Source organism: Secundilactobacillus oryzae JCM 18671 (genome assembly GCF_000740055.1).
Classification (GTDB): Bacteria; Bacillota; Bacilli; order Lactobacillales; family Lactobacillaceae; genus Secundilactobacillus; species Secundilactobacillus oryzae.
The window spans coordinates 1-22,621 of record NZ_BBJM01000004.1; the positions used below are offsets into that span (position 1 = coordinate 1).

Annotated in this window: 24 protein-coding genes; 12 read left to right on the forward strand and 12 right to left on the reverse strand. The window is 46.4% G+C overall.

Annotated elements, in window-relative coordinates; genetic code table 11:
• Nucleotides 1-96: 96 nt before the first annotated feature.
• From LOSG293_RS01790 to LOSG293_RS01800, 3 genes are all read left to right on the forward strand, one after another.
• Nucleotides 97-750: an MBG domain-containing protein gene (locus tag LOSG293_RS01790; RefSeq protein ID WP_034526314.1), complete on the forward strand. Its 654-nt coding sequence runs from the start codon at nucleotides 97-99 to the stop codon at nucleotides 748-750.
• Nucleotides 744-914, forward strand: a complete 171-nt coding sequence (locus LOSG293_RS01795; protein ID WP_081919854.1) for an LPXTG cell wall anchor domain-containing protein — start codon at nucleotides 744-746, stop codon at nucleotides 912-914. The genes LOSG293_RS01790 and LOSG293_RS01795 overlap by 7 nt, the downstream gene beginning before the upstream one ends.
• A 92-nt stretch (nucleotides 915-1,006) precedes the next feature.
• Nucleotides 1,007-1,366: an iron chaperone gene (locus LOSG293_RS01800; protein WP_034526315.1), complete on the forward strand. Its 360-nt coding sequence runs from the start codon at nucleotides 1,007-1,009 to the stop codon at nucleotides 1,364-1,366.
• Here the strand turns inward: LOSG293_RS01800 and LOSG293_RS01805 are convergent.
• The 9 genes from LOSG293_RS01805 to LOSG293_RS01845 form a co-directional block, all read right to left on the reverse strand.
• Nucleotides 1,363-1,992: a GyrI-like domain-containing protein gene (locus tag LOSG293_RS01805; protein WP_034526316.1), complete on the reverse strand. Its 630-nt coding sequence runs from the start codon at nucleotides 1,990-1,992 to the stop codon at nucleotides 1,363-1,365. The two genes, LOSG293_RS01800 and LOSG293_RS01805, sit on opposite strands and share 4 nt — an antisense overlap.
• Before the next feature lie 137 nt (nucleotides 1,993-2,129).
• Nucleotides 2,130-2,807 carry a phosphate signaling complex protein PhoU gene (gene phoU, locus LOSG293_RS01810; protein WP_034526318.1) on the reverse strand — a complete coding sequence of 226 codons (678 nt, stop codon included), beginning with the start codon at nucleotides 2,805-2,807 and terminating at the stop codon, nucleotides 2,130-2,132.
• A gap of 21 nt (nucleotides 2,808-2,828) precedes the next feature.
• On the reverse strand, nucleotides 2,829-3,587 hold the full coding sequence (pstB, locus tag LOSG293_RS01815; protein WP_034526320.1) for a phosphate ABC transporter ATP-binding protein PstB: 759 nt from the start codon (nucleotides 3,585-3,587) through the stop codon (nucleotides 2,829-2,831).
• A gap of 13 nt (nucleotides 3,588-3,600) precedes the next feature.
• Nucleotides 3,601-4,392: a phosphate ABC transporter ATP-binding protein PstB gene (gene pstB, locus LOSG293_RS01820; RefSeq protein ID WP_034526322.1), complete on the reverse strand. Its 792-nt coding sequence runs from the start codon at nucleotides 4,390-4,392 to the stop codon at nucleotides 3,601-3,603.
• Between the two features lie 10 nt (nucleotides 4,393-4,402).
• On the reverse strand, nucleotides 4,403-5,290 hold the full coding sequence (gene pstA / locus LOSG293_RS01825) for a phosphate ABC transporter permease PstA (protein ID WP_034526325.1): 888 nt from the start codon (nucleotides 5,288-5,290) through the stop codon (nucleotides 4,403-4,405).
• Nucleotides 5,290-6,210, reverse strand: a complete 921-nt coding sequence (gene pstC / locus LOSG293_RS01830; RefSeq protein ID WP_034526327.1) for a phosphate ABC transporter permease subunit PstC — start codon at nucleotides 6,208-6,210, stop codon at nucleotides 5,290-5,292. Before pstC ends, pstA begins: the two co-directional genes overlap by 1 nt.
• Nucleotides 6,211-6,226: 16 nt before the next feature.
• Nucleotides 6,227-7,072 (reverse strand): phosphate ABC transporter substrate-binding protein PstS family protein, encoded by an 846-nt coding sequence (locus tag LOSG293_RS01835; protein ID WP_034526329.1) that lies wholly within the window; start codon nucleotides 7,070-7,072, stop codon nucleotides 6,227-6,229.
• A 304-nt stretch (nucleotides 7,073-7,376) separates the two neighbouring features.
• Nucleotides 7,377-8,717 carry a sensor histidine kinase gene (locus tag LOSG293_RS01840; protein ID WP_051907163.1) on the reverse strand — a complete coding sequence of 447 codons (1,341 nt, stop codon included), beginning with the start codon at nucleotides 8,715-8,717 and terminating at the stop codon, nucleotides 7,377-7,379.
• Nucleotides 8,718-8,720: 3 nt separating this feature from the next.
• Nucleotides 8,721-9,416, reverse strand: coding sequence for a response regulator transcription factor (locus tag LOSG293_RS01845; protein ID WP_034526330.1), 696 nt, complete (start codon nucleotides 9,414-9,416; stop codon nucleotides 8,721-8,723).
• Between the two features lie 250 nt (nucleotides 9,417-9,666).
• On the opposite strand from LOSG293_RS01845, the gene LOSG293_RS01850 reads away from it, so the two are divergent.
• Together LOSG293_RS01850 and LOSG293_RS01855 are read left to right on the forward strand one after the other, a co-directional pair.
• On the forward strand, nucleotides 9,667-11,139 hold the full coding sequence (locus LOSG293_RS01850) for an MDR family MFS transporter (RefSeq protein ID WP_034526333.1): 1,473 nt from the start codon (nucleotides 9,667-9,669) through the stop codon (nucleotides 11,137-11,139).
• Nucleotides 11,136-11,642 carry a DUF4811 domain-containing protein gene (locus LOSG293_RS01855; RefSeq protein ID WP_034526336.1) on the forward strand — a complete coding sequence of 169 codons (507 nt, stop codon included), beginning with the start codon at nucleotides 11,136-11,138 and terminating at the stop codon, nucleotides 11,640-11,642. The genes LOSG293_RS01850 and LOSG293_RS01855 overlap by 4 nt, the downstream gene beginning before the upstream one ends.
• A gap of 55 nt (nucleotides 11,643-11,697) precedes the next feature.
• Here LOSG293_RS01855 and LOSG293_RS01860 read toward each other — a convergent pair whose 3' ends face one another.
• On the reverse strand, nucleotides 11,698-13,305 hold the full coding sequence (locus LOSG293_RS01860) for an APC family permease (protein ID WP_034526456.1): 1,608 nt from the start codon (nucleotides 13,303-13,305) through the stop codon (nucleotides 11,698-11,700).
• A 453-nt stretch (nucleotides 13,306-13,758) separates the two neighbouring features.
• Here LOSG293_RS01860 and LOSG293_RS01865 point away from each other — a divergent pair, with 453 nt between their 5' ends.
• From LOSG293_RS01865 to LOSG293_RS01875, 3 genes are read left to right on the forward strand one after another with little or no spacing between them, the layout of a single operon-like run.
• The gene (locus LOSG293_RS01865) at nucleotides 13,759-14,952 is read left to right on the forward strand and encodes an aminotransferase class I/II-fold pyridoxal phosphate-dependent enzyme (protein ID WP_235786781.1); all 1,194 of its coding nucleotides are present in this window, start codon (nucleotides 13,759-13,761) and stop codon (nucleotides 14,950-14,952) included.
• Between the two features lies 1 nt (nucleotide 14,953).
• Nucleotides 14,954-15,955, forward strand: a complete 1,002-nt coding sequence (locus LOSG293_RS01870; protein WP_034526338.1) for a D-2-hydroxyacid dehydrogenase — start codon at nucleotides 14,954-14,956, stop codon at nucleotides 15,953-15,955.
• 2 nt (nucleotides 15,956-15,957) lie between these two features.
• Entirely contained in the window at nucleotides 15,958-17,016 is a 1,059-nt protein-coding gene (locus tag LOSG293_RS01875; protein ID WP_051907164.1) for a PTS sugar transporter subunit IIC, read from the forward strand.
• A gap of 57 nt (nucleotides 17,017-17,073) precedes the next feature.
• Here the strand turns inward: LOSG293_RS01875 and LOSG293_RS01880 are convergent, their stop codons facing one another.
• Complete coding sequence (locus LOSG293_RS01880) at nucleotides 17,074-17,550, reverse strand: universal stress protein (protein ID WP_034526340.1); 477 nt, start codon at nucleotides 17,548-17,550, stop codon at nucleotides 17,074-17,076.
• Nucleotides 17,551-17,568: 18 nt separating this feature from the next.
• Nucleotides 17,569-18,078: a YbhB/YbcL family Raf kinase inhibitor-like protein gene (locus LOSG293_RS01885; RefSeq protein WP_034526343.1), complete on the reverse strand. Its 510-nt coding sequence runs from the start codon at nucleotides 18,076-18,078 to the stop codon at nucleotides 17,569-17,571.
• A gap of 155 nt (nucleotides 18,079-18,233) precedes the next feature.
• Between LOSG293_RS01885 and LOSG293_RS01890 the strand changes: the two genes are divergently transcribed.
• The 4 genes from LOSG293_RS01890 to LOSG293_RS01905 all read left to right on the forward strand — a co-directional run bounded on the left by LOSG293_RS01890 (nucleotide 18,234) and on the right by LOSG293_RS01905 (nucleotide 22,570).
• Complete coding sequence (locus LOSG293_RS01890) at nucleotides 18,234-19,385, forward strand: ArgE/DapE family deacylase (protein WP_034526346.1); 1,152 nt, start codon at nucleotides 18,234-18,236, stop codon at nucleotides 19,383-19,385.
• A 2-nt stretch (nucleotides 19,386-19,387) separates the two neighbouring features.
• Complete coding sequence (locus LOSG293_RS01895; protein ID WP_034526352.1) at nucleotides 19,388-20,533, forward strand: ArgE/DapE family deacylase; 1,146 nt, start codon at nucleotides 19,388-19,390, stop codon at nucleotides 20,531-20,533.
• Between the two features lie 28 nt (nucleotides 20,534-20,561).
• Complete coding sequence (locus LOSG293_RS01900; protein WP_051907165.1) at nucleotides 20,562-22,049, forward strand: C39 family peptidase; 1,488 nt, start codon at nucleotides 20,562-20,564, stop codon at nucleotides 22,047-22,049.
• Between the two features lie 116 nt (nucleotides 22,050-22,165).
• On the forward strand, nucleotides 22,166-22,570 hold the full coding sequence (locus tag LOSG293_RS01905; RefSeq protein WP_034526356.1) for an organic hydroperoxide resistance protein: 405 nt from the start codon (nucleotides 22,166-22,168) through the stop codon (nucleotides 22,568-22,570).
• The last annotated feature ends 51 nt before the right edge of the window (nucleotides 22,571-22,621 follow it).

A 22,621-nucleotide genomic window follows, 5' to 3' on the forward strand; every position in this document is an offset into this window, starting at 1 on the left:
AGACCACCAAAAGACTTAGCAAGGTCATTACCTTGTACGACTAAGTAATCTTGCCGACTTAGCAACTTATCCAGAGCCTTTTGAGCTTTTTTATTTTTGGCAGATGGTGTTTATAGTGTTAGCTTGAGTGCTGCAGGACAGGCTAAGGTAGAAGCAGCCAACCCGAACTATACATTTACAGCTGATTCGTTCTTGCCAGGCCAATTTATCATTGAGGTAAATGACGCTACGGCGAGCCAAATCAACCAAGTTCATACCAACAATAAGACTGTTAATCAAGGCGATTCAACACCAGATTTTACGGTAACTTATGGTTCGAACTTGAATACGGTTAACCTGACAATTGTTGATTTCATCTTTACAACAATGAAGAATGGTAAAGTTGTTGTGTTCAACGGGGTAGCACCTACTGAACCAGGTGAATATAGTGTTAACTTGAACGCTATTGGGCAAGCCAAGGTGAAGGTGGCTAATCCACACATGGTATTTAGTGCAAGTGCATTCCTACCAGGAAGATTTACGATTCTTAGTCAATATACCGTTAACCCTGGTACGCCAGTAATATCGATAATGGTACTGTCACTACAACTCCTGAAGAACCAGAGGTACCAGAAACACCAGGTACTTCAGGACCAGTTCAAAAACCAAGCCACAAACCAGGTTCTGTTAACAAGCCAGAATCAGGATCCGATGAATCAACACGGAATAGTTCTGAGTCAGGACAATCCGATGATGGAACATCAATGGTAACTTCAAACGAAGCTAACCAGGCAACATTAGATGGTCAATCACAGAAACACCTTCCTCAAACTGATGAATCTTCAGATAAGGCGGCAGCCGTAGCTGGACTCTCAATTATGGGAATGCTTCTTGGACTATTAGGCGTTAAACGTAAGAAGCGTGAAGACGACTAATTGAGGCCATGCAAAAGAGCTGATTTCGAATTTGAAATCAGCTCTTTTTTGTGTGCAATATGCTATGATTTAGTCAAAAGGGCGGTGGTCATTTGGAAAAGTTTGCAAATGTTGCGGATTATTTGGCAAGTCTAGATTCGATGCGCAGAGAAGTGGCACAAATTATGCGTGAATTATTGGCGGATGCGGCCCCGGATGCGACGGAAGTTATTTCGTACAACATGCCAGCGGTTAAACAATCTGGAAAAGTCCTTGTCTACTTTGCGCCAACGCAAAAGCATCTGGGCTTCTATCCCACTAGTGAACCAATTGTGCACTTCGAACAGGAACTATTACCTTATAAACATTCTAAAGGTGCTATTCAATTTCCGTATGACCAGCCGCTCCCAGTTGCATTGATTCGTAAAATAGTGCAGTTCAGAATAGAAGAAGTTACAAAAAAACAGGCCTAGGCCTGTTTTTTAATAGTTACACGTAAAATTGTTTTGCGTTTTTCTTCAGCAACTCTGCGGAAATCTGAAAGGTAAATTTCTTTATGCGCTTTGCTCGTCCGTTCATAGCCTTCAGCAGCTAAAAATTCGGCTAACTTAGCGAAACTTTCGGGCTCGTTATCGAATGAACCAACATGAAGAATCATGCCGACTTCGCCTTCAGCAATCGTTTCCAGTCGTAGTTCTGATTGTAAGTCTACCGGAATCTTGGATTTGGCCATTTCAAAAGCTTGGTCAAACACTGCTTGTGTGACGAAGTCCGGCTGTTTCAACATAATCTTGTAAATCAGCTGATTCTTGTCTACTTCGGCTTTGTTGTAGCAATCCGGTAAGGTCCAGAATCCCTCAAGCGGGTAAACGGTGTAGTCAAAGGCACCCGGGAAATGAACATCCTTCTTCGGCGCCATTTTGATGGCATAGCTCATGGCATAAAGGGCGGCAATGTGTTCGCCAAACGCTTCCGTATTGGGATTACCTTGGCCGGAAATAGTGATAAAAGTTTGAGTGGGTAAGGTAACGATAGAAGGTTTTTTACCACTAGGGTAAATGGATTTCTCCTCCTTACGCCATTCGTACTTATCAGGCATGATGGGACTTCCTTTCAAACGGTCTTACTCGCTTAATTTAGGACAGCGACACCAATCAAGCCACTGTGCCTAAGCCACTTTCGCGGAATGCGATTCCACTTCGAGCGTCTTAGTGCTCGTGCCTTATCAGATTGGTTTTACTCACTCAATTTCGTTAATGGCTTAATTTCCACGATTTCACCGGAGTGACGGTAGATAATCCATTCGCCAATGTTGAGGGCGTTGTCACAGATTTGTTCAAGTGAGTTGGCAACGGCAACGTAGAGTAAAATCTGCTCAGCCAGTTCACTATGTTGCTTCATAGCGTCGATACAGGCGGCGTTGATTTGCTCGTTTTGCTCACTAACGATGGTTGCCAAATGTGTGCCGTTATCTTCAGCAAAACGCCAATCTTTTTTCACGTATGCTGATAGCATGTCGCGCATCAGTTTTTCGATGAACATGCTGAATTTCTCGATGCTCGTCAAGATAGGTTGTAATGCGGGTTCTTGTTTGTGTTGAATACTAGCTAACGCAATGTCACGTGCGTGGTCGCCAGCGTGTTCCAAGTCAGAAACCGCCTTTAAAATAGTCACAACATCTCGTAAATCGTTGGTAATTGGCTGATGTAATGCGATAATCTCAAGCGCTTTTTGCTCGAGTTTCATTTCTTGTTCGTTGATGCGGTGATCGTGGGCGACAATCTCTTCGGCTGAACGTGTGTCGCCACGTACCATTGATTTGCCGGCAGTACCGATTGCGGCTGCCACGGTGACGCCCATTTCGGTAAATTGGGCATCCAACTGGGCTAATTCTTTGTCAATTAAACGTTCCATGATAAGCCTCCTTAGATGTGATTAACCAAAGCGTCCCGTGATAAAGTCGCTGGTTTCTTTGTGTGCTGGGTTCATGAAAATATTCTTGGTGTCGTCCGCCTCAATCAAGTCTCCTTGTAAGAAGAAGGCGGTTCTGTCCGCAATTCGGGCAGCTTGTTGTAGGTTATGCGTTACTGTAATGATGGTATATTTTTCTTTTAGCTGCAATAAAGTTGCTTCAATCTGGCGGCTGGAGTGGGGATCCAGCGCACTGGTAGGTTCATCCAGCAGAATAATGTCGGGTGAAACGGCAAGTGCCCGCGCGATACAAACTCGTTGTTGTTGACCGCCGGAAAGGGCAAGGGCGCTTTTATCGAGCTTATCCTTGACCTCGTCCCAAATGGCCGCTTGTTTCAATGAGGTTTGAACGGCTTCATCGAGCGTTTCCTTATCACGAACGCCGGCGACCCGTAAGCCGTACGCCACGTTATCATAAATCGACATTGGAAAGGGGTTGGGTTGTTGAAAAACCATCCCAATCTGCTTCCGTAATTCTACTATATCGTAGTCCTCTGCGTAAACATCTTTCCCGCGGTAGTCGAACTCACCAGTAATCGTAACGCCGTCAATCAGGTCGTTCATACGGTTAAGGCAACGTAGAAAGGTTGACTTACCACAACCAGAAGGACCGATAAGTGCCGTGATTTCGTTTTCGTTAAATGAGAGGTCAATCCCGTGCAGCGCTTCGAAGTCGCCGTACTTCAATTTGACATCTTTGGTTTTCAGAATCGTATTTGCCATTTGAGCCTCCATGTTAACCGAAGTCGCCAGTGATGTAGTCGTTTGTCAGCTTCACCATTGGTTGTGTAAAGGTATCCTTTGTGTCGTTGAATTCAATAACGTGACCCTTTGAAAAATGAGCCGTGTAGTCGCTAATACGTGCGGCTTGGGGTAAATTATGGGTCACAATCACGATGGTGTATTGTTCTTTTAGGTTTACCAGCGTTTCTTCTAACTGTGCTGTTGAAATTGGATCTAGGGCACTTGCTGGTTCGTCTAAGAGCAAGATATCAGGTTGCAGAGCAATTGCCCGGGCAATACATAAACGCTGTGACTGGCCACCAGAGAGGGCGAGGGCGCTTTGATTCAGCTTATCCTTCACTTCGTCCCATAGTGCGGCTTGTTTCAAGGATGTTTCCACTCGTTCCTCTAGTTCTTGTTTGTCTGTCATACCGTGACGTTCCAAGGCAAACGTGATGTTTTCCTTGATCGACTTTGGAAATGGGTTAGGGCGCTGGAACACCATGCCGATTTGACGACGCATGGCATAGACATCAATTTCCTTTGAATTAAGGTTTAGGTCGCGGTACCAGATTTCACCCTTAACGTCCGCAATTCCGTCATTCATCCGGTTGAGTGAACGTAAGAAGGTTGATTTTCCAGAACCAGAAGCGCCGATTAGCGCAGTGATTTGGAAACGAGGAATCTTGAGGTCCGCTTCTGAAATGGCTTCAAAGTCGCCATAGTAGATGTGCAAATCCTTAGTTTCAAGGGCAATTTCTTGGTTTTCATCGAAGTCGATAATATAACGATCTTCCGTTTGCATAGCGTTCCTCCTAAGAGCCTGAGGTGAGTCGTTTGAATAAGAGGCGACCCAACCAACGAGCGAGTAAGTTAAAGATTAAAACGACGATAATCAACACGGCAGCGGAACCCGCTGAGACGGCTGATGAATCCGGCATGATTCCCTCTGAATTAATTTTCCAAATGTGAACGGCGAGTGTTTCTGCTGGTCGCATTGGGTTCAGGGGACTATCGATGTTAAATGGATTCCAGTCGGCGAAGTTCAGTGCTGGGGCACTTTGACCAGCTGTATAAATGAGGGCAGCGGCTTCACCGAAGACCCGGCCAGCACTCAAAATCAAACCGGACACGATACTTGGCACGGCTGCTGGAAGAATAATCTTAGTGACCGTTTCCCATTTTGATAAGCCAAGAGCAAGACCGCCGTTTCGTTGGTCGTTGCTGATTGATTTCAAGGCGTCTTCAATGCTTCGAGTGAGGAGTGGTAAGTTGAAGACGGTCAATGCTAAAGCACCAGAAAGGATAGAGAAGCTTAAGCCAAATTGGACAACGAACAACAGGAAACCGAAGAGTCCCACAACAACAGAAGGCAGGGAACTGAGGATTTCAATCATCGTCCGAACGGTATTGGTAATCTTGCCAGGCTTAGCGTATTCGTTCAGGTAGATGCTGGCACCCAGTGCGATGGGCATCGAAATCATCATGGTGAGGATCAGCAGATATAAAGAGTTAAAAAGTTGAATTCCGATACCGCCACCAGCAGTGAAGGCTCGTGATGGTGTCGTTAGGAAGCGCCAGTTAAGCTGTGGCAGTCCTCGTAAAATGATGTAACCGAGGAGGAAGACTAAGATGAGCACGACGATACCGGCAAGGGTGTAAAGTAGGCCAGTTGCAAGTTTATCTGTTCGTTTGGCGTTCATTATTGCTTCAGCTCCCCTCGTTTAGCGATAAAGTGAATAACCAGGTTAAAGGTTAAGGACATGAGTAATAGGATTAAGGCGAGTGACCAGAGCGCATCGTTTTGGACCGTTCCGAGGACGGTATTTCCGATACCCGTGGTCAGCACACTTGTTAGTGTTGATGCCGGTGCAACTAAGCTTGATGGCATCAAGGCGGCGTTTCCGACAACCATTTGAACGGCGAGCGCCTCACCGAATGCGCGGGCCATTCCGAATACGATGGCAGTCAGAATTCCTGGTGTGGCAGCCCGTAAGACTACCTTATAAATGGTTTGCCAGCGGGTTGCACCCAAGGCGAGTGAGGCTGATCGGTAGTTCTTGGGAACAGAACGTAAGGCGTCAACCGTCATGGAAGTCACCGTTGGTAGAACCATGACGAACAGGACAAAGGTTCCGGCTAAAATTCCGAAACCACTACCGCCGAACACATCTCGGATGAATGGCACAACGACTGTTAAACCAACAAAACCGTAAACGACTGAAGGAATTCCCACCAGTAATTCGAGCACGGGTTGGAGAATTTTAGTTCCCATTTTTGGGGTAATATCGGTCATCATTAAGGCAGTCCCAATCGCAAAAGGTAACGCTAAGGCGGTTGCCAAGATTGTGATAAGGAAGGAGCCGGTGATCATTGGTAGGGCACCTACCAGGGGTTGACCGTTGACTTCAACATCGGGATTCCAAACGGTTCCGGTTACAAAGTCGACTAATGAAACATGATCGCTGGTAAATGTGGCTAAACCACGAAAGGCGATAAAGATGAAAATGGCGATAACGACTAAACAGATGCTACTTAGACTAACTAAACTAATGAGCTTACCGCGACGCTCGAGTTTGCTGGTGCGGGAAGGCTTTAGCAGGCTTTCTCTGATTTTATCCATTGAGGTTTCCTTTCTGCTATACCAAGCGTTCAACTTTCATTTGATTGATGGGGATGTAGCCAAGTTGAGGGACGAGGTTTTCTTGAATGTGTTTTGATAGCACATATTTGATGAATTGTTTGGTTTCAGCATCGGCACCCTTTTGAATGTAAAGATGCTCGTAGGACCAAACTTTCCAGTTGTCGGTGGTCACGTTTTTGTTAGTTGGTTTGACCCCATTTAGGGTTGGTGTGATCACGGTATCATTAACGTAGGCAAACGACACATAACTGATGGCGCCAGGGGTGGTTGCCACGATTTGGCGAGCCGTTCCTGAAGAATCTTGTTCTTGAGAAGCTTTACTGCGTTGGCCGTTGAGGGCTTTCTTTTCAAATGTCATCCGGGTTCCACTTCCTTGGGTCCGGTTGACGAGGACGATGCGCTGATCATTGCCACCAACTTGTTTCCAGTTAGTGACCTTACCAGTAAATACGTCACGAAGTTGCTGACTTGTTAAATTCTTGATGCCATTTTGTTTGTTCAAAATCGGGGTGATACCGACAACGGCCACGCGATTATCCACGAGCTTGGTTTCGTCGATTCCCTTTTGCTCTTTGGCAAAGACGTCTGAGTTACCGATAGAAACGGCGCCGGACTGGATTTGGCTGAGTCCGGTACCGGATCCACCACCTTGGACGTTGACAAAGATGCCAGGGTTCTCCTTACTAAATTCTTCTCCGGCTGCTTCAACGAGAGGTTGAAGGGCGGTTGAGCCAACGGCGGTGATGGATTCGCCGCGCTTGCTTTGGTCGCGAGTGGTGAAGGCGAAACCGAGCAGCACGATTAGTAGGCCGATGATGATGAAGGGCAAACGTTTTTTCATGGCAGTACTCCTTGTTTGAGGTCAGTTTTTCATTAGATATAGCATACCAATCGCGTGTAAAGACCAAGTAGATGGTTTGTAAAGGTTGTGTAAATGTCGAAGTGCGATATGAGGCGGGAGCTTTTGAGTACCAACAGCGATTGCGAAAAATTTGGTTTTGGAATTGTTCGTCAATCGTAGTTGGGCGGAGAAAGGTGCCTCATGGAGCCGATTAATATGAAAGGGTGCGAGTCTTCGCGTTTAGTTTCCGAGCACTTCTCGCCCACAAAAAAACGGACGCCCCTCACCGAGACGTCCGCACCTATTATTGATTTTCATTTGTAAAACTAATTCTCATCGTCGTTCCGACACCTAGCTCACTGGTGACGTTAATGTCACCGCTCATCTGTGCGACTTGTTCCGCGACGATGGCGAGGCCCAGACCAGTTCCGGCAATGCGTTTACCGTTATCACCGCGATAGAATCGTTCAAAAATGCGATTTTGCTGGTTGGTTGGAATGCCAATCCCGGTATCTTTGACAATCAGTTGCCAGTCATCAGGACCGGTACTGGCTGAAATCGTGACTGTTCCTTCAGCCTTATTATACTTGATGGCGTTACCTAGTAAGTTGTACATAATGGCCATTAATCGGCCACGATCACTTGTGACCACTAAATCCGCGGGAATTTCATTGATGAGTTTGACATGATTGAGTTGGGCCGAGGCCTGCTGATTTTGGAGTTGTTCCTCAGCTAGCTCGGCCAACTTGATGGGCTCGAGGGTCAACTCTGCGACTTCATTATCGCGTAAATGTGATAGCGAGAGAATGTCATTGATTAAGCTAACTAGTTTTTGAGATTCCTCATGAATAATCGTGAGGAATTTTTGTTGAGTCGCTTCATCAGTTGGATTTTCCAATAGTGTTTCACTGAAACCGGAAATGGCAGTGATAGGCGTCTTCAGCTCGTGACTTGCGTTAGCCACGAAGTCCGATTGCATCTTGGACATAGCGACCAGGTCACTCACATCTGATAATAGTACTGTGATTTGGAAGTGCTTAGGGCGAATTTCGCTGTAAACGACTTGAACACGAATACTTTTACGCCCTTGTGCGGTTTCTAAATTGATGAGGCGTTGGCTACTTTTTTGGCGGTGAAAGGCATCGTTGACCAAGGTAATCAGTTCGGGTTGTGTAATGTCATCCTGGTAGGGATGGGGTAGTGGTGCAAATTGGCGTTGGAACAATTCTTGCACGCCATCGTTAGCTACCTGCAAGTCGCCGAAACGGTCAATCACCATCACTCCGATTGGGAGGTACTTAATCAGCGTTTCTAATTCGTTTTCCTGACGCTGGGTTTGATGAGTTTGGTGGCGAATATGGGATTGCAGCATGTTAATTTCATGGGTTAAGCCGTGAAATGGATCATTGTTGGGTAAGATCAAATGGGTCTGATCGTCCGCAACGTTAATTTGGTGCACTTTTTTAGCCACTTGATTCAATTTACGATTGAACCGCAGCACGAAAGCCGTAAAAACTAGCGTGGATAGTAGCGAAATCAACAACATAAACGTGATGTGGCGAATATCGTCCACGGGAAAAATGAATCCAAGTAATTCAAAGATGATGAGGTTAATTAAGAAATAGAAGAAAATGGTTTTTTTCATGAGTTACTCCATTCCGAATTGATAACCAAAACCGCGAACCGTTTTGATCCAATTCCGCTCTGGGGCGTATTTTTTTAACTTATCTCGTAAATGGCTCACCTGGATATCGACCATGCGGCTGTCGACATCGGCTTGAACCTCCCAAACGTGTTCCATGAGTTGTTGCCGACTAAGGACTTGTTGCTTGTTGGTGACGAAGTAGAGAAGCAGTTCGTACTCTTTGGGGGTTAGCGAAAGGGGATGTTCGGCGACTGTTACAATGTGTTGCTCCCGATTAATCTTGAGCTCGTCCAACACAAATAGCGCCTGCGAATTATTCTGAGTTGCCTTTTGATTTCGACGAATCACGGCGTTAATTCGTGCAACGACTTCGCGCGGACTGAAAGGCTTACTGATGTAATCGTCAGCACCCAGTTCAAGTCCGAGGATGCGATCCACTTCTTGTGACTTTGCTGTAATAATAATGACTGGGGTGTCGAGAGCTTGAATTTGCATTTGCTTGAGGACGTCCAAACCACTCATGCCGGGTAGCATGAGGTCCAACAGGATGCAGTCTAACTGGTCATGCTCGGCTTGGATAATTTTGAGCGCACTAGCCCCGTCCGTTGCAGTCAAAGGCTCGATGCCTTGCTGCTCTAAATTGTAGGTCAATAAAGTTGAAATGGCTGGTTCATCGTCGACGACTAAAACTTTGGTCATTTTGCACCCCTCATTTTGGTTCATTACGCTTAATTGAATTTTAGCATAAGTAACGCGTTGATTGCCGACTTTAAGCACACACATTACAAAGATGTTGTATTTTGGCGATAACATTGATAATTTTCATGAATGCTTCTATAATATTTAAGTACATAAAATCGAATCAGCAAGTTACCAGCGGAAATTGGCACGGGACATAGTGCCAATTTTTCTTTTGCCTGCAAGGATTCAACAATTAGAGGTGAGCATTTTGACTAGTCGTCAACCTGCAACCGATCAACCCGTCGACCAAAACGGCCGCCCGTATAACCGGCTTGTACTTGTTTTTACTATGTTAATTGGAACATTCAGCACGTTTGCGACATCAACAATGCTGACCACTGCGTTTCCAACATTGATGAAATCCTTTAACATTTCCGCAACCACGGTTCAGTGGTTAACGACTGGATTTTTATTAATGATGGGAATTGTTATTCCAATTACTGGTTTCTTTCTACAGCGCTTTGACACGCGCAAATTATATTTGTCTGCTATTTTTATTTTCTTTATTGGTACCGTGATGTGTTACTTTGCAACATCATTTGGCGGTATTTTGACTGGACGGCTGGTTCAAGCTGCCGGAGTGGGAATTACCGCGCCCGTTTACCAAACCATCATGACTTCTATCTTCCCGCCTGCTAAACGAGGGGCAGCGATGGGAACGGCCGGGTTAGTGGTTGGGTTAGCACCCGCTATCGGCCCAACGTTTGCTGGTTGGGTATTGATTCACTATTCATGGCGGATGCTATTCTTATCTATCATGCCAATTTCGTTAATCGTACTCGTAATGGGCTTTTTTACTTTACGAAAGGTCCTACCAACGAAGAAGGCGCCAATTGACTGGTTATCCGTTACCTTTTCAATCATCGGATTCGGTTCGATGCTGTTTGGGTTTTCGTCCGTTGGTGATTACTCATGGACGAGCCCGGTTGTTTACGGCACGTTGATTGTGGGTGTGATTTTCGTGGCGTTCTTCGTCATGCGATCACTAAAAATCAAGAATCCACTTCTTCAATTTAAGGTATTCGAGAATTCAGATTACACACTGTCAGCCATTTTGGTTTCCGTATCGTTCATGTCGATGAATGGCTTCACGCTAGTCTTACCCCTGTACCTCCAAACCATTCGAGGCGAGTCACCGTTGGCTTCAGGGTTAACCCTGTTACCTGGGGCGATTACCATCGGGATTATGAACCCAATAACCGGTCGGATTTTTGACCAATTGGGTGCTCGAAACATGGCGATTGCTGGCATGTTTTTGTTGTCGATGACCACTGCCTCATTTATTTGGATTACGGCGACGACACCGGTGCTCTACATCGTTGCGATTTATACGGTGCGGATGTTTAGTATTTCGATGGTGATGATGCCGGTCACGACGACGGGGATGAACGCTTTGCCGCTAAATTTGATTAGTGACGGAACGGTCGTCAACAACACGGCCCGGCAAGTCTTCGCCTCGATGGGAACCGCAATCCTGGTTTCCGTGATGGCTAGTGTCACAGCGCAAAATGTGCCAGGTCATGCAGTGGCTAAAGCAACGCCAATCTTGTTTAAGCAATTATCTATCCATGCAAACGTCATTGGCTTCCGATATGCCGTTGCAATTGCCACTGGATTTGCCGTGCTTGGCTTCATTCTCGCGTTCTTCTTGAAACGCGATTCAAGGAGGTTACACGCATGATTGTCTTAATTTTATTTGCTGGTGCGATTATCTTTGCGGCCAGTATGATTTTCTTGAAACCAGGACTTAAAAAATGGCTCTGGGTGGCTGCTGGTTTAATCCTGGCAGTTGGTAGCTGTCTCTTGATGATTTTGAATTTTAATTCGTATTTGGGGATGAAGGAAATTCATTCCACGGAAACGAAACCGTTAGCCACGGTTGGTCAAAACGGTGCATTACTTCAGTATCGTCAACTCGGTACGAAAGGTGAGCGGGTTTACTTCTATCGTGATAATCCTTTAGAAAAGCGCGTTAAGCACACGGATGCCACCACTAGTCGGGTAACGTTGAATCGTGGCGCCAAGACTGATTCAGTCAGAATTACTAGGACCTACAGGGTTTACCGTAACGAGGAATGGCGCTTGCTGTTCGCAAACGGGATGCCCAATCATCAATTGGTGCGCAGCCATTACACGTTCAGTGTGAAGGCAAATGAAAAGATTCAAAAGATGACGATAAAATAGTAAATGGCCCTTCACGAATGCGTGAGGGCCATTTTTGTATGACATCATGATTTAATTATTTTTCATCCAACTGCACCGCTCTTTCGTTCAGCGCTTGCGCCTCATCGAAGTAGCGACTGTGGTAGTAAGTTCGAATACCCCAGTAGTAGAAAACGAGTGAAACGACGATCACGAGCACGAAGTCGTAGGGATACTTGATCCAATCTTGACCGTTGAATTCGTGACTGCCAATGTAGGAAGCGATGGAGATGAAAATGAGGTAGCCAATCATCCAAGCGCTGCTTTTGAGTTGTTTACGAAAATCGGTCCAGCCGGATTTCCATTCATAGTAGAAGTACAAAGGAAATCCTAACAGAATAACCAGAATGACTTCAATGGTAGTTGGCCACATTGCCCAGTAAGTGGCGAGTGACGCTAAAACAAAGGCAAGGGGCGCCCAGAAATTGATGGCGGCTAAAGTAACTGGTCGCTTGAATTTTGGTGCCATTTTTCTCAGGGAGACTACCGTTACTGGACCAGTGAGGTAGGCAATTAGGGTTGAAGTCGAAATCACACTGGCCAGCGTACCCCAAGTCCTGAAGATGGAGACCATAACCATGCTGAGGAACATGTTTACCAGAATCGCTTTTTGCGGAATTCCGTACTTCATGTTGACTTTACCAATGAAGGCGGGGACGTGATGGTTACTTGCCATGGCATATAGTGCTCGACCGGTCGAAGCTACGAATGACACACCGGTTCCAAATGGCGAAACGAAGGCATCCATGTAAAGCAGAACGGATAACCAGTAAATGCCCAGCATAATGGCCAAATCAGCAAAAGGTGAGTTAAACGTAATGCCATGCCAATCAACTTTAGCTAATAGATCAGGGCTAATCGAAGTAATATAAGTGCTTTGTAAAACAATGTAAATCACACCACTAATCGTCAGTGATAGGGCAATGCCACGACCAATGTTCCGTTTGGGGTCGCGAACCTCGCCACCCATGTTAATGACGGTTTGGAAGGCATCGAAAGAAAAGATGATTCCGGAAACGGTTGTGGCAGCGAAAATTGGGGCACTTCCGTAGGGCATGAACGTTGAAAGCGAGTTACCGTAGTTACCGGGGTGGAAGCTAGTCATGGTCATCATGATGATGGTCAGTAGCGGCACCCCAATTTTGAAAATGGAAATTAAACTGGTGAAGCGCGTCAATAGAGTGACAGACCAGTAATTTAGTAGTGTGAAGATAATGATGAAGACGAAGACTAATAGCAAGCCCTCCGTCGTTACGGATCCGTTATCAATAAACTGGTGCGTCCAGTTAGCCCATTTCCATGGCCAGGTACTCATGTACTGAACGGCGGCCACGGCCTCAATAGGAATCAAGGTGACCAGTGAAACCCAGTTGGCCCAGGCGGCAATGAAGCCCAGCAAGGGACCGTGAGAGTATTGTGCGTATTTGCTCATCGCACCGGACTGGGGGAACATCGCCCCGAGTTCAATGTAAGTGTAAGCAATGATCCCGATAACGGCTCCCCCGATAATCCAGGAAATAATTGAAGCCGGACCGGCAATCTTTGAAGCTTCCCAAGATCCGAACAGCCAGCCGGAACCAATTAAGGAACCGAGGGCCAGCATGACGGTTTGAAATAAGCTGATTTTATGTGACTCAGTTTTAATGGCGTACGCCCCCTTATGTCTTGTTTGTGCCGCTACATTGTAGCATGTTTTCACTTGTTTAATCAAAAAGGGCTCCCCAAAATCAAGCCCATTAGAACGGTATTTCTGCTAGTTTGTGATAATAGAATGATAAAAAGATTAAAAATAAATGTTGACGTCCTCATAAAGCAGGTGCTATAGTCTTAACAAGTCGTAAAGGAGAGCGTTAATATGAACTTACAAAAACCTACCCAATTGAATACGACATTTTATTACTTTTTGTTTTTCAGATTATCTCTGTGAGGCAAAGAGTTGCTTAGCGTGCCCCGCAGGTCATAGGACTGAGGGGCGAGAAGATTGAATTTTGGACTACCCCCAGTTCTCGGAACTGGGGGTATTTTTTTTGGAAGTTTTGGTTCGAACGTTCAAGTGTGGACAAATATACGGCATAACAAACAGAAAGAGGAGATTACCATGGCATTAGCAGACAACATGAAACAGGAATTAGCAGGAATTAAACCTTCAGAAATTTTGGCATTTAACGAGGAAATTAGCCAGATTCCTGATGTGATTAAGTTGACACTAGGAGAACCAGACTTCAACACGCCCGAGCACGTTAAGAGTGCTGCAATTAAGAGTATCGAAGAAAACCACAGTCACTACGCCCCATCAAGCGGTATTCCAGCCTTGCGTAAAGCGGCAGCAGACTTTTTGGCTAACAAATACAATGCCCATTACGATCCTAGCTCTGAAATTATCGTCACAGTGGGTGCCACTGGTGGTATCTACTCAGCCTTAACCGCTATTTTAAATCCCGGCGATGAAGTTATCATTCCGGTGCCGATTTTCCCACTCTACATTCCAATTACTTCTCTAAACGGTGCAACGCCCGTCCTCATGGATACGACGGCAGATAACTTCCTACTGACACCAGAAAAACTGGATGCTGAGTTAACGAAGCGTGATGGTAAGGTGAAAGCCGTTGTTATGAACTTCCCAACTAACCCAACTGGCGCAACTTACACGCGTGAAGAGTTGACTGCGGTTGCAGATGTATTGCGTCAGCACGATGTCTTCGTTATTAGCGATGAAATCTACAGCGAACTCGTTTTTGACCAAGAACACGTTTCGTTGGGTGAATTATTGCCAGAACAAACCATCTTGCTTAACGGGGTATCTAAGTCCCACGCCATGACGGGTTACCGGGTCGGGATTCTCGCCGCACCAAAGGCCATTGCCCAAAAGATCGCGATGGTTCACCAATTCACCGTTACGTCAGCAACCACTAGCTCACAAGAAGCGGCCTTGGAAGCTTTCCAAAATGGTCCAGACGATGGCCTCGTGATGAAGGCGGAATACGAAAAACGCCGTGACTTCGTTGTCGCTGGTTTGCGAGAAGCCGGATTTGAATTGGAAACACCACGCGGCACTTTCTACGCTTTCGCTAAGATTCCGGCAGCGTTAGGGACCGACAGTTTTGCCGTTTGCCGTCAATTGGCTAAGGAAGCTAAGGTGGCAGTCATTCCGGGCGCTAGTTTCCCAGCCGGTGAGGGTCACATTCGGTTAAGCTTCGCTGCCAGCATGACGGATCTTGAAGAAGCAATCAGCCGAATCAAAGCCTTCATGGCAACCCAACCTCAAACAGTCGAAATGATGGAGGCTAACTAAGATGAAAATTTTAATGTACTCCGTCAGACCGGACGAACATGCGGTGATTGAACAGTGGGCAACTGATCACCAAGCGACGATTGAGTTTAACACGGAAATTCTGAGTGCCGAAACGGTGGACCTTGCGAACGGCTACGATGGCATCGTTTTAGCCCAACATGAGGCGTTAGCCGATCCGATCATTTATGAAAAGCTAAGCGCCATGGGCATTCACCACATTGCGTTGCGGATCACCGGTTACGACATTATCGATTTCAAGTTAGCTAAAGAGCATCACATCTTAGTCACCAATGTGCCAGCTTACTCACCACGATCGGTTGCTGAAGAAGCGTTGACACACGCGATGATGCTCATTCGGAACATCAAGGTGACCACTAAAATGATGCAATGGCACGACTACTCTTGGAAAAACCTGCAAGCCCGTGAAGTCCACAATTTGACGGTCGGCGTGATTGGTGTTGGAAAAATTGGGACGACGACTGCCCGGCTATTTAAGGCATTGGGTGCAACTGTTCTCGGCCATGATATTGTTGAACGACCAGAGATTGCGGATACTCTGACTTATGTATCGAAGGAAGACTTATTAGCTCAATCAGATATTGTTTCGATTCATACGAATATGGATGAGTCAACTTGGCACTTAATCAGCGACCAAGAACTGAAATTAATGAAGCCAACTGCTATTTTGCTTAACTGCGCTCGGGGACCAATCGTGGATATCAAAGCGCTAGAGAACGCACTTCAAAATGGTGAAATTGCCGGCGCTGGTTTGGATACCTTTGAAGGGGATGAACACATCTTCGGTAACGATTTACGGCAAAACGACACCGTTTCAACCGATTTAATCGACCGCTTGATGGCGATGGACAACGTCACAGTGACACCACACATTGGCTTCTATACGGACGCCGCAGTGGACAACATGGTCAAGATTGCATTGAATGATGTAGCGAAATTATTAAATGATGAACCTAAGGATGTTCATCTGGTAACGGAGGGGTAAATATGGATAAAACAGAAACATCAACATTAACAGCTCACAACGTGATTATGAACGTGCTTAACGGGTTGAGCTTAGGAACAGTGGTGGCTTTGGTACCTGCTGCCATTTTGGGGAACTTGATGCTTGCGGTGAAGGGAATTTTCCCATTTGCAGCAAATATCATTACGTTAACTAATTTGTCGATGGTCCTCCTGGCATCTGTGAGTGCCTTAGTGACCGCCTTACTTTTCAAAATGACACCGATTCAAAGTGCGAGTTTAGCGATTGTCGCCGAACTTGGAAGTGGTAACTGGCACTTGGTCAATGGTGCTTTCATGGTTAAAGGAACTGGGGATGTGGTGAATATCATTTTGACCATGATTCTGGGTGTCGTGTTCCTCAAATTAGTGGGCAACAAGCTTAAGGCTTACAACGTTTTATTACTGCCAACCTTGATGATTTTGATTGTTGGTGTGATTAGCATTTTGACGTTACCATACGTTAGTTCAATTACGACTGCACTCGGTGAACTCATTGCGATGGTCACGACCATGCAACCAATCCTGATGGGTGTCGTGATGGCGATTATCTTTGCTGTATTAATCGTGACCCCAATCTCAGTTGTGGCGATTGCATTGACGATTTCACTTGGGGGTATTGCGGCTGGATCGGCTAACCTGGGAATCGTTGCTGGTAGTTTTGTCTTAGCCTTCATGGGCTACGGTGCGAACTCATTTGGCACGTCAATTACCCATTTCTTAGGGTCACCCAAGATTCAAATGGCTAACATGTTGGCCAAACCCAAATTGTTCATTCCAGTTATCGTGAGCTCTGGCTTACTTGGTGGACTCGGAGCTGCACTCGGTGTAACGGGGACGCCAATGAGTGCCGGCTTCGGGTTCTCAGGACTCGTTGGACCACTTGCTGCTTACAACGGTGGGATGAACGGGACGATGGGAATCATCACCATCGTGATCTTGTTCTTCGCACTGCCAATCGTACTAGGCTACCTAGCCCGTCTGAGCTTCGTAAAAAATGCCCACTTCATTGATGCGGCTGATTTACGGCTAGATTTCGAATAAGCAAAAAATAATCCTCAACATCGCGGACCTAATTGGTCTACGGTGATGAGGATTTTCTTATTTGCTCTTCTTTAAAAGATCGTTATTCATATCGGTGCGGGCGACGACCACGTCCATTTTCGCGTTACGAACCACGAAAGCGGTGACGGAACCAGTGATGAAACGGTTAACGGCACGCATCCCGGTGGCTCCGATGACGATGAGGTCAATCGGATAATCCTCCGGAAAATCACGGGCAATCACTGACTTAGGATTACCAAAGCGAACGTGAATGTTCATTTTTTCGAAGCCATGGTTCTTTTTAATCTGATCCACAAGATCGTTTAGGTAGCCCTTGCTGTCATTGACTAAACTGTTAATCAAATTACCTTCAGTGACGTTGCCAAACGAACCGTACTGATTGACATCGACCACGCTTAGGAGTTCCAACGTGGCGTTATTACGTTTGGCGACCTCAACGGCTTTTCTGAGTGCTAACTCAGCCTGTTGAGAACCGTCTAGTGGCACCAAAATGTGCTCGTAGTTTTGTAACATAGCGAAATCTCTCCTTTATTATGCCCGGCCGATAACGGTCTGTTCGGCTTGTGCCAAAACGTGTCCGTTCATCTTAGCCCATAACTCGTTTAACCAAAAGCCGTCTGACAAATCAAGTTTTTGATCAAGCGCGTATACCGTGACGAGGTAGTTGTGGTCCTTATCAGGAGGCATTGGTCCCGTGTAGTGTTGCGTGACTGCGGGGTCAGTCTCACCGACTAGGCCACCACCAGAAGAGTTGCGACCGAACGTCATGCTGACGTCGCCACTGAGACTGGCGTTTTCAGGAATCTGGGTTAAATCACCAGGTAAGTTAGCGGCAACCCAGTGAATCCAGGTAAAGCCACCTACAGGGATGGCGTCGTGATCAACCATGGTGACCGCAAAAGTTGCGGTACCAGCTGGCACGTCCTTCAGGTCAATGGGAAAAGAGGTGACGGGGCGACCGTTGTGCTGATTGGTGCCGGTCGCCTGTTTTGAGTATTTTGCAGGTAGAAAACCATTTTCGGTTGGGATACTGATTTGCATGTTAACTCCTCCTGTTCACGATTATAACTAGTTCCAGTATACCGCAAACCAATTTGTTGCGGCATAAATGAGTCTATACTCATAAAATTCACATTGATTTTTCATGTCACAAACGGGTATGCTAGTAAGCAATTAGTGAAAGGTAAGGTGACAAGATGGACCAGCAAGAGAAAATTAATATCCTGCAGCGTATTGTTCAAATGGAGACCGTCAACGATCATGAAAGCTTTGTCGCTGATTATTTGGCCTCGCTATTCGAAACCTACCCCAATGCCAAAGTTGAGCGTGTCCGCTACCGTACGGGACGCGATAACCTAGTGGTGACGGTTGGGACTGGGCGACGACGAACGCTGGGGTTTGCTGGCCATATGGATGTCGTGGCGACCGGTGACCCCCAAAAATGGCAACACAAACCGTTCAGTGGCGACATCACACCTGACTTCAAGATGCATGGACGAGGCACTTCAGACATGAAAGCCGGCCTGGCTGCAATGGTGATTGCGGCATTAGAACTGCTAGATCAGGGTCAGCCCAAGGACGGTCAACTTAAATTGATTGCAACGATTGCGGAAGAAACGACGATGGTCGGCGCGGAAAAATTGACCGAAGCGGGTTATCTTGATGATTTAGACGCATTGGTGATTTGTGAGGGGAGCGGGCTCAACGTTTCCTATACGCACAATGGCGATATTGACTACGAAGTAATTAGCTATGGCAAGGGTGCGCACTCGGCGGCGCCTCAACTGGGCATCAATGCCATTGAAAACTTAATGGTTTACTGGCAGACTGCCAAAGCAGAACTGGCCAAGTTTGATGAAACGGATCCGGTATTAGGTCAATTGCTCCACAACGTGACCTTAATGAGTGGTGGCGAGCAAATCAACAGTATTCCGGCTGAAGCTAAGCTCTCTGGAAATATTCGGTTGATCCCACAAACGCCGGCACGATTGGTCCAAGACCGGCTAGAAGCACTAGTGGCCGAACTAAACACGCGACCAGGATTTGATTTGGAATTGAACTATCTGTTAGTGGGGGATGCCTTACCGGGTGACCCTGATAACTCGTTTGTCCAACTTGTGAAACGTGAAACCGAAACGATTGTCGGTCATGACGTCGAATTAGCTGGTGATACGGGCACAACGGACGGCTCGAAGTTTGTTGCGGCTAAGGCTCAATTTCCGGTTGCCATCGTTGGTCCCGGGAGCGAAACGGCGCACCAAGTGGATGAGTATGTCGACTTAAATCAATATCTGCAAGCAATCGAACTGTATAAGCAACTGACACTGGAATTTCTATCGGGGGAATAACGATGACTGAACAAGAAAAAATCGAAATTTTGCAACATATCATTAAAATTAAATCGGTTAACGATAATGAAACTGAAGTCGCAGATTATATTGCTTCACTATTTGCACCGTATCCAAATGCCAAAGTGGAAAAGGTGAACTACGCACCTAACCGAGACAATCTGGTCGTCACCATTGGCCAGCCAGATCGCAAGCGCCTGGGCTTTTCCGGACACATGGACGTCGTGGATCCTGGTGACTTGAGCAAATGGACACACGAACCATTTGGCGCAGAGGTTGCGGACGGTAAGCTATTTGGTCGTGGTGCTTCTGACATGAAAACGGGTCTGACGGCTCAAGTGATTGCGATGTTGGAATTTTTGGAATCCGGCACCGAGTTGCCTGGTGAAATTCGTTTGCTAGCAACGGTAGGCGAGGAAACTGGTGAGTATGGGGCAGCGACCTTGACTGATCAGGGTTATGCTGATAATTTGGCCGGGCTGGTCATTTCAGAACCAAGTGGCCTGAACGAAATTACTTACACGGCGCGTGGCGTGATTGATTACAAAATTGAATCTGTTGGTAAAGCCTCTCACAGTGCCCGCCCCGAGTTCGGTATTAACGCCATCGACAACTTGTTGGTCTATTACAATGAGATTCAAAAGGTGATGGCGCCATTTGATAAGGTGAACCCAATTTTAGGTGGCGTCTTGCACAATGTCGATTTAATTAGTGGCGGTGAGCAAATTAACAGTATTCCCGCTAAAGCGTGGTTAATGGCTAATATGCGAACGATTCCGGAATACCCGAACCAAGTTTTTTATGATGCCATCGAAAAATTGGTGGATGAGCTCAACCAGCGTCCTGGCTTTGATTTGAAGGTTTCATACAGTTTCCCTGAGGAGGCTATCCCTGGTAAACCGGACACACCATTGGTAAAATTAGCACAGAAGGTCTCTAAGGAAGTCTTAGGCACGGCGGCTAAACCAGTTGGATCTGGTGGTGCTAACGATGGTGCAGAGTTCTTGCGTGCTAAGGGCGACTTTACCAGTATCGTTTATGGGCCAGGCTCAAACACATCACACATGCCTGACGAATATGTCGAACTGAGCGACTTTCTGAAGAGTATCGATTTATATAAGCAGCTCGCGCTAGAGTTTTTGGCGTAATACGGATAGCAATGAAGGGATGATTTGCATGAAACGCTGGTGCTATGTGATTGGTGGCTTAATTGGTGTTGGAGTCGCTGCGGCGCTAATTAAGCGACGCGTACAGATTGATTCGGCTGGAAATTACACGCTGGTTTTTGATGATTTTGGCATGACGAGTTTGGAGGATGCAACCAACATCGCACACGATGACCGGGTACTGGTTTTGGCTGAGTCAAGTCAACAGGCAACTGGTCAGTTTGTGATGCCACAACTTAAGCTTCCCGCATTTAAAAAACTAGTGGCTTCGTGGAACGCCTATACACCTGGTGACTCCAGCGTTGAAGTTGAAGTGCGTGTTTTGGTGAATAAAAAATGGTCACTTTGGCACACGTTTGGTCGCTGGGGACTCAACATTATGAAGAGTAGTACCAAAGCGGATATTGCTGATTCGTTGGCAGGCTTAGATACGGATACCCTTTTTGTCCGGGGGCAGCGCTATGCAACGGCGGTTCAGGCTCGAGTGCGCCTAAATGCCAGTTGTAACGGTGAAACCCCGACGTTGAAGTTACTTGCGGTTAGCACGACACCAAAAGACGGCGCGTTCACTCGCGCAATCGAAGAGGACACCACGCCTAAGGTCATTGATGCACCGGCTTACTCTCAAGAAATTCGAGATGGCAAAATGGCACCAGTTATTTGCAGTCCAACCACGTTAGCCTCAGCAATGAATCTTCAGGGGAAAGATGTCTTACCCGAAGAGGTGGCCTATCGGAATTATGACTTGGCCTACCAAGGCTTTGGTAATTGGTCGTTTAGCACCGCGACAGCAGGTGCGTACGGCTTCAAATCCTATGCGATTTTTACCGATATTAACAAATTGAAAAATGAAGTGGATCGCGGGTATCCGGTTGGCGTTAGCGTGCAATATACCAATAATCCGCAGAATCATAAGCTACCTTATTTGGAAAATGCCCCCGGCGAAACCTATGGGCACTTACTGTTGGTGACCGGGTTCATCACGGAAGAAGACGAAACCTTTGTGGTGACGAATGATTCGTATGCGCCAACCAACGAATCTGCTAATCGCGTTTACAAGCTTGACCAATTTAAACGGGCTTGGCATTCCAACCTGGCCTACATCATTGGACCAGCCTACGATGATCAACCCGTTCAAAATCCAGCAACTCGTAAGTTAGCTAAGCTGCAAAAAGTTGATGGTACACGTCATAGCTACGAACTGCTGGTTGGCCAAAAGTTGATTCCGTTACCCGTTTTAATGACGGCTAAGACGGATCCATTGACCATGCGGACGGGAACCGTTGCTTATACCCTTAACGATGAGGGCAGCGAAGCGAAAACGCTGGCTGAGCGCAAGTTCTACTATGCAGAGGTTGATGATCAGGGGCATATTCAACTTGATTGGAATCAGATACAGCAAGCCAATGATGACGCCACTGGCATTACGGTTTACGTTATGCAGATGGCGCAACCGACGTACGTGGCTAATCTGGCGATTGAAAGAGAAACTGAATAAAACTCATGACGATGGCTTTTACAGCCATCGTTTTTTTGTCAGAGTTAAAACTGTCATTTCGGAAACGCTTACTTTATAATGAATGTGTACTACGATTTGAAAGGTGGAAAACGAACATGGCAAAATTATACTCAACAACCATGATTAACGTTGGTGGACGTGAAGGTCACGTAGAGGCACCAGATGGCTCGATGGCAATGACGATTACAGCACCCAAGCCCGGTAAAAAAGAAGGAACCAATCCTGAACAACTCTTTGCAGCCGGCTATTCATCCTGTTTTAACAGCGCCTTAGAACTCGTCAAAAACGAAGCAAAAATTTCAAACGAAAGTACGGTTAAGGCCAAGGTTTCACTTTATAACGAAGGACCCGCCGACTTCCATATCGATGTGGAATTAAGTGTCCATATCGACGGTTTAGCCGATGAGGAAACGGCAAAATTGGCTGAAAAAGCCCACCAAGTTTGCCCATACTCGAAAGCAACGCGTGGCAATATTGATGTGAAGTTGATGACTTTCTAGTTCTAAATAAGTGAGGCTGCGCCAGTATTAATCGGCGTAGCCTCATTCTAC

What these genes read in the sequence shown, in the direction of transcription:
- LOSG293_RS01795 (WP_081919854.1), top strand. Translation starts at nt 744, where the DNA reads ATGGTAACTTCAAACGAAGCTAACCAGGCAACATTAGATGGTCAATCA.
- LOSG293_RS01805 (WP_034526316.1), bottom strand. Translation starts at nt 1,992, where the DNA reads ATGCCTGATAAGTACGAATGGCGTAAGGAGGAGAAATCCATTTACCCT.
- phoU (WP_034526318.1), bottom strand. Translation starts at nt 2,807, where the DNA reads ATGGAACGTTTAATTGACAAAGAATTAGCCCAGTTGGATGCCCAATTT.
- pstB (WP_034526320.1), bottom strand. Translation starts at nt 3,587, where the DNA reads ATGGCAAATACGATTCTGAAAACCAAAGATGTCAAATTGAAGTACGGC.
- pstB (WP_034526322.1), bottom strand. Translation starts at nt 4,392, where the DNA reads ATGCAAACGGAAGATCGTTATATTATCGACTTCGATGAAAACCAAGAA.
- pstA (WP_034526325.1), bottom strand. Translation starts at nt 5,290, where the DNA reads ATGAACGCCAAACGAACAGATAAACTTGCAACTGGCCTACTTTACACC.
- pstC (WP_034526327.1), bottom strand. Translation starts at nt 6,210, where the DNA reads ATGGATAAAATCAGAGAAAGCCTGCTAAAGCCTTCCCGCACCAGCAAA.
- LOSG293_RS01835 (WP_034526329.1), bottom strand. Translation starts at nt 7,072, where the DNA reads ATGAAAAAACGTTTGCCCTTCATCATCATCGGCCTACTAATCGTGCTG.
- LOSG293_RS01840 (WP_051907163.1), bottom strand. Translation starts at nt 8,717, where the DNA reads ATGAAAAAAACCATTTTCTTCTATTTCTTAATTAACCTCATCATCTTT.
- LOSG293_RS01845 (WP_034526330.1), bottom strand. Translation starts at nt 9,416, where the DNA reads ATGACCAAAGTTTTAGTCGTCGACGATGAACCAGCCATTTCAACTTTA.
- LOSG293_RS01855 (WP_034526336.1), top strand. Translation starts at nt 11,136, where the DNA reads ATGATTGTCTTAATTTTATTTGCTGGTGCGATTATCTTTGCGGCCAGT.
- LOSG293_RS01865 (WP_235786781.1), top strand. Translation starts at nt 13,759, where the DNA reads ATGGCATTAGCAGACAACATGAAACAGGAATTAGCAGGAATTAAACCT.
- LOSG293_RS01870 (WP_034526338.1), top strand. Translation starts at nt 14,954, where the DNA reads ATGAAAATTTTAATGTACTCCGTCAGACCGGACGAACATGCGGTGATT.
- LOSG293_RS01875 (WP_051907164.1), top strand. Translation starts at nt 15,958, where the DNA reads ATGGATAAAACAGAAACATCAACATTAACAGCTCACAACGTGATTATG.
- LOSG293_RS01880 (WP_034526340.1), bottom strand. Translation starts at nt 17,550, where the DNA reads ATGTTACAAAACTACGAGCACATTTTGGTGCCACTAGACGGTTCTCAA.
- LOSG293_RS01885 (WP_034526343.1), bottom strand. Translation starts at nt 18,078, where the DNA reads ATGCAAATCAGTATCCCAACCGAAAATGGTTTTCTACCTGCAAAATAC.
- LOSG293_RS01890 (WP_034526346.1), top strand. Translation starts at nt 18,234, where the DNA reads ATGGACCAGCAAGAGAAAATTAATATCCTGCAGCGTATTGTTCAAATG.
- LOSG293_RS01895 (WP_034526352.1), top strand. Translation starts at nt 19,388, where the DNA reads ATGACTGAACAAGAAAAAATCGAAATTTTGCAACATATCATTAAAATT.
- LOSG293_RS01900 (WP_051907165.1), top strand. Translation starts at nt 20,562, where the DNA reads ATGAAACGCTGGTGCTATGTGATTGGTGGCTTAATTGGTGTTGGAGTC.
- LOSG293_RS01905 (WP_034526356.1), top strand. Translation starts at nt 22,166, where the DNA reads ATGGCAAAATTATACTCAACAACCATGATTAACGTTGGTGGACGTGAA.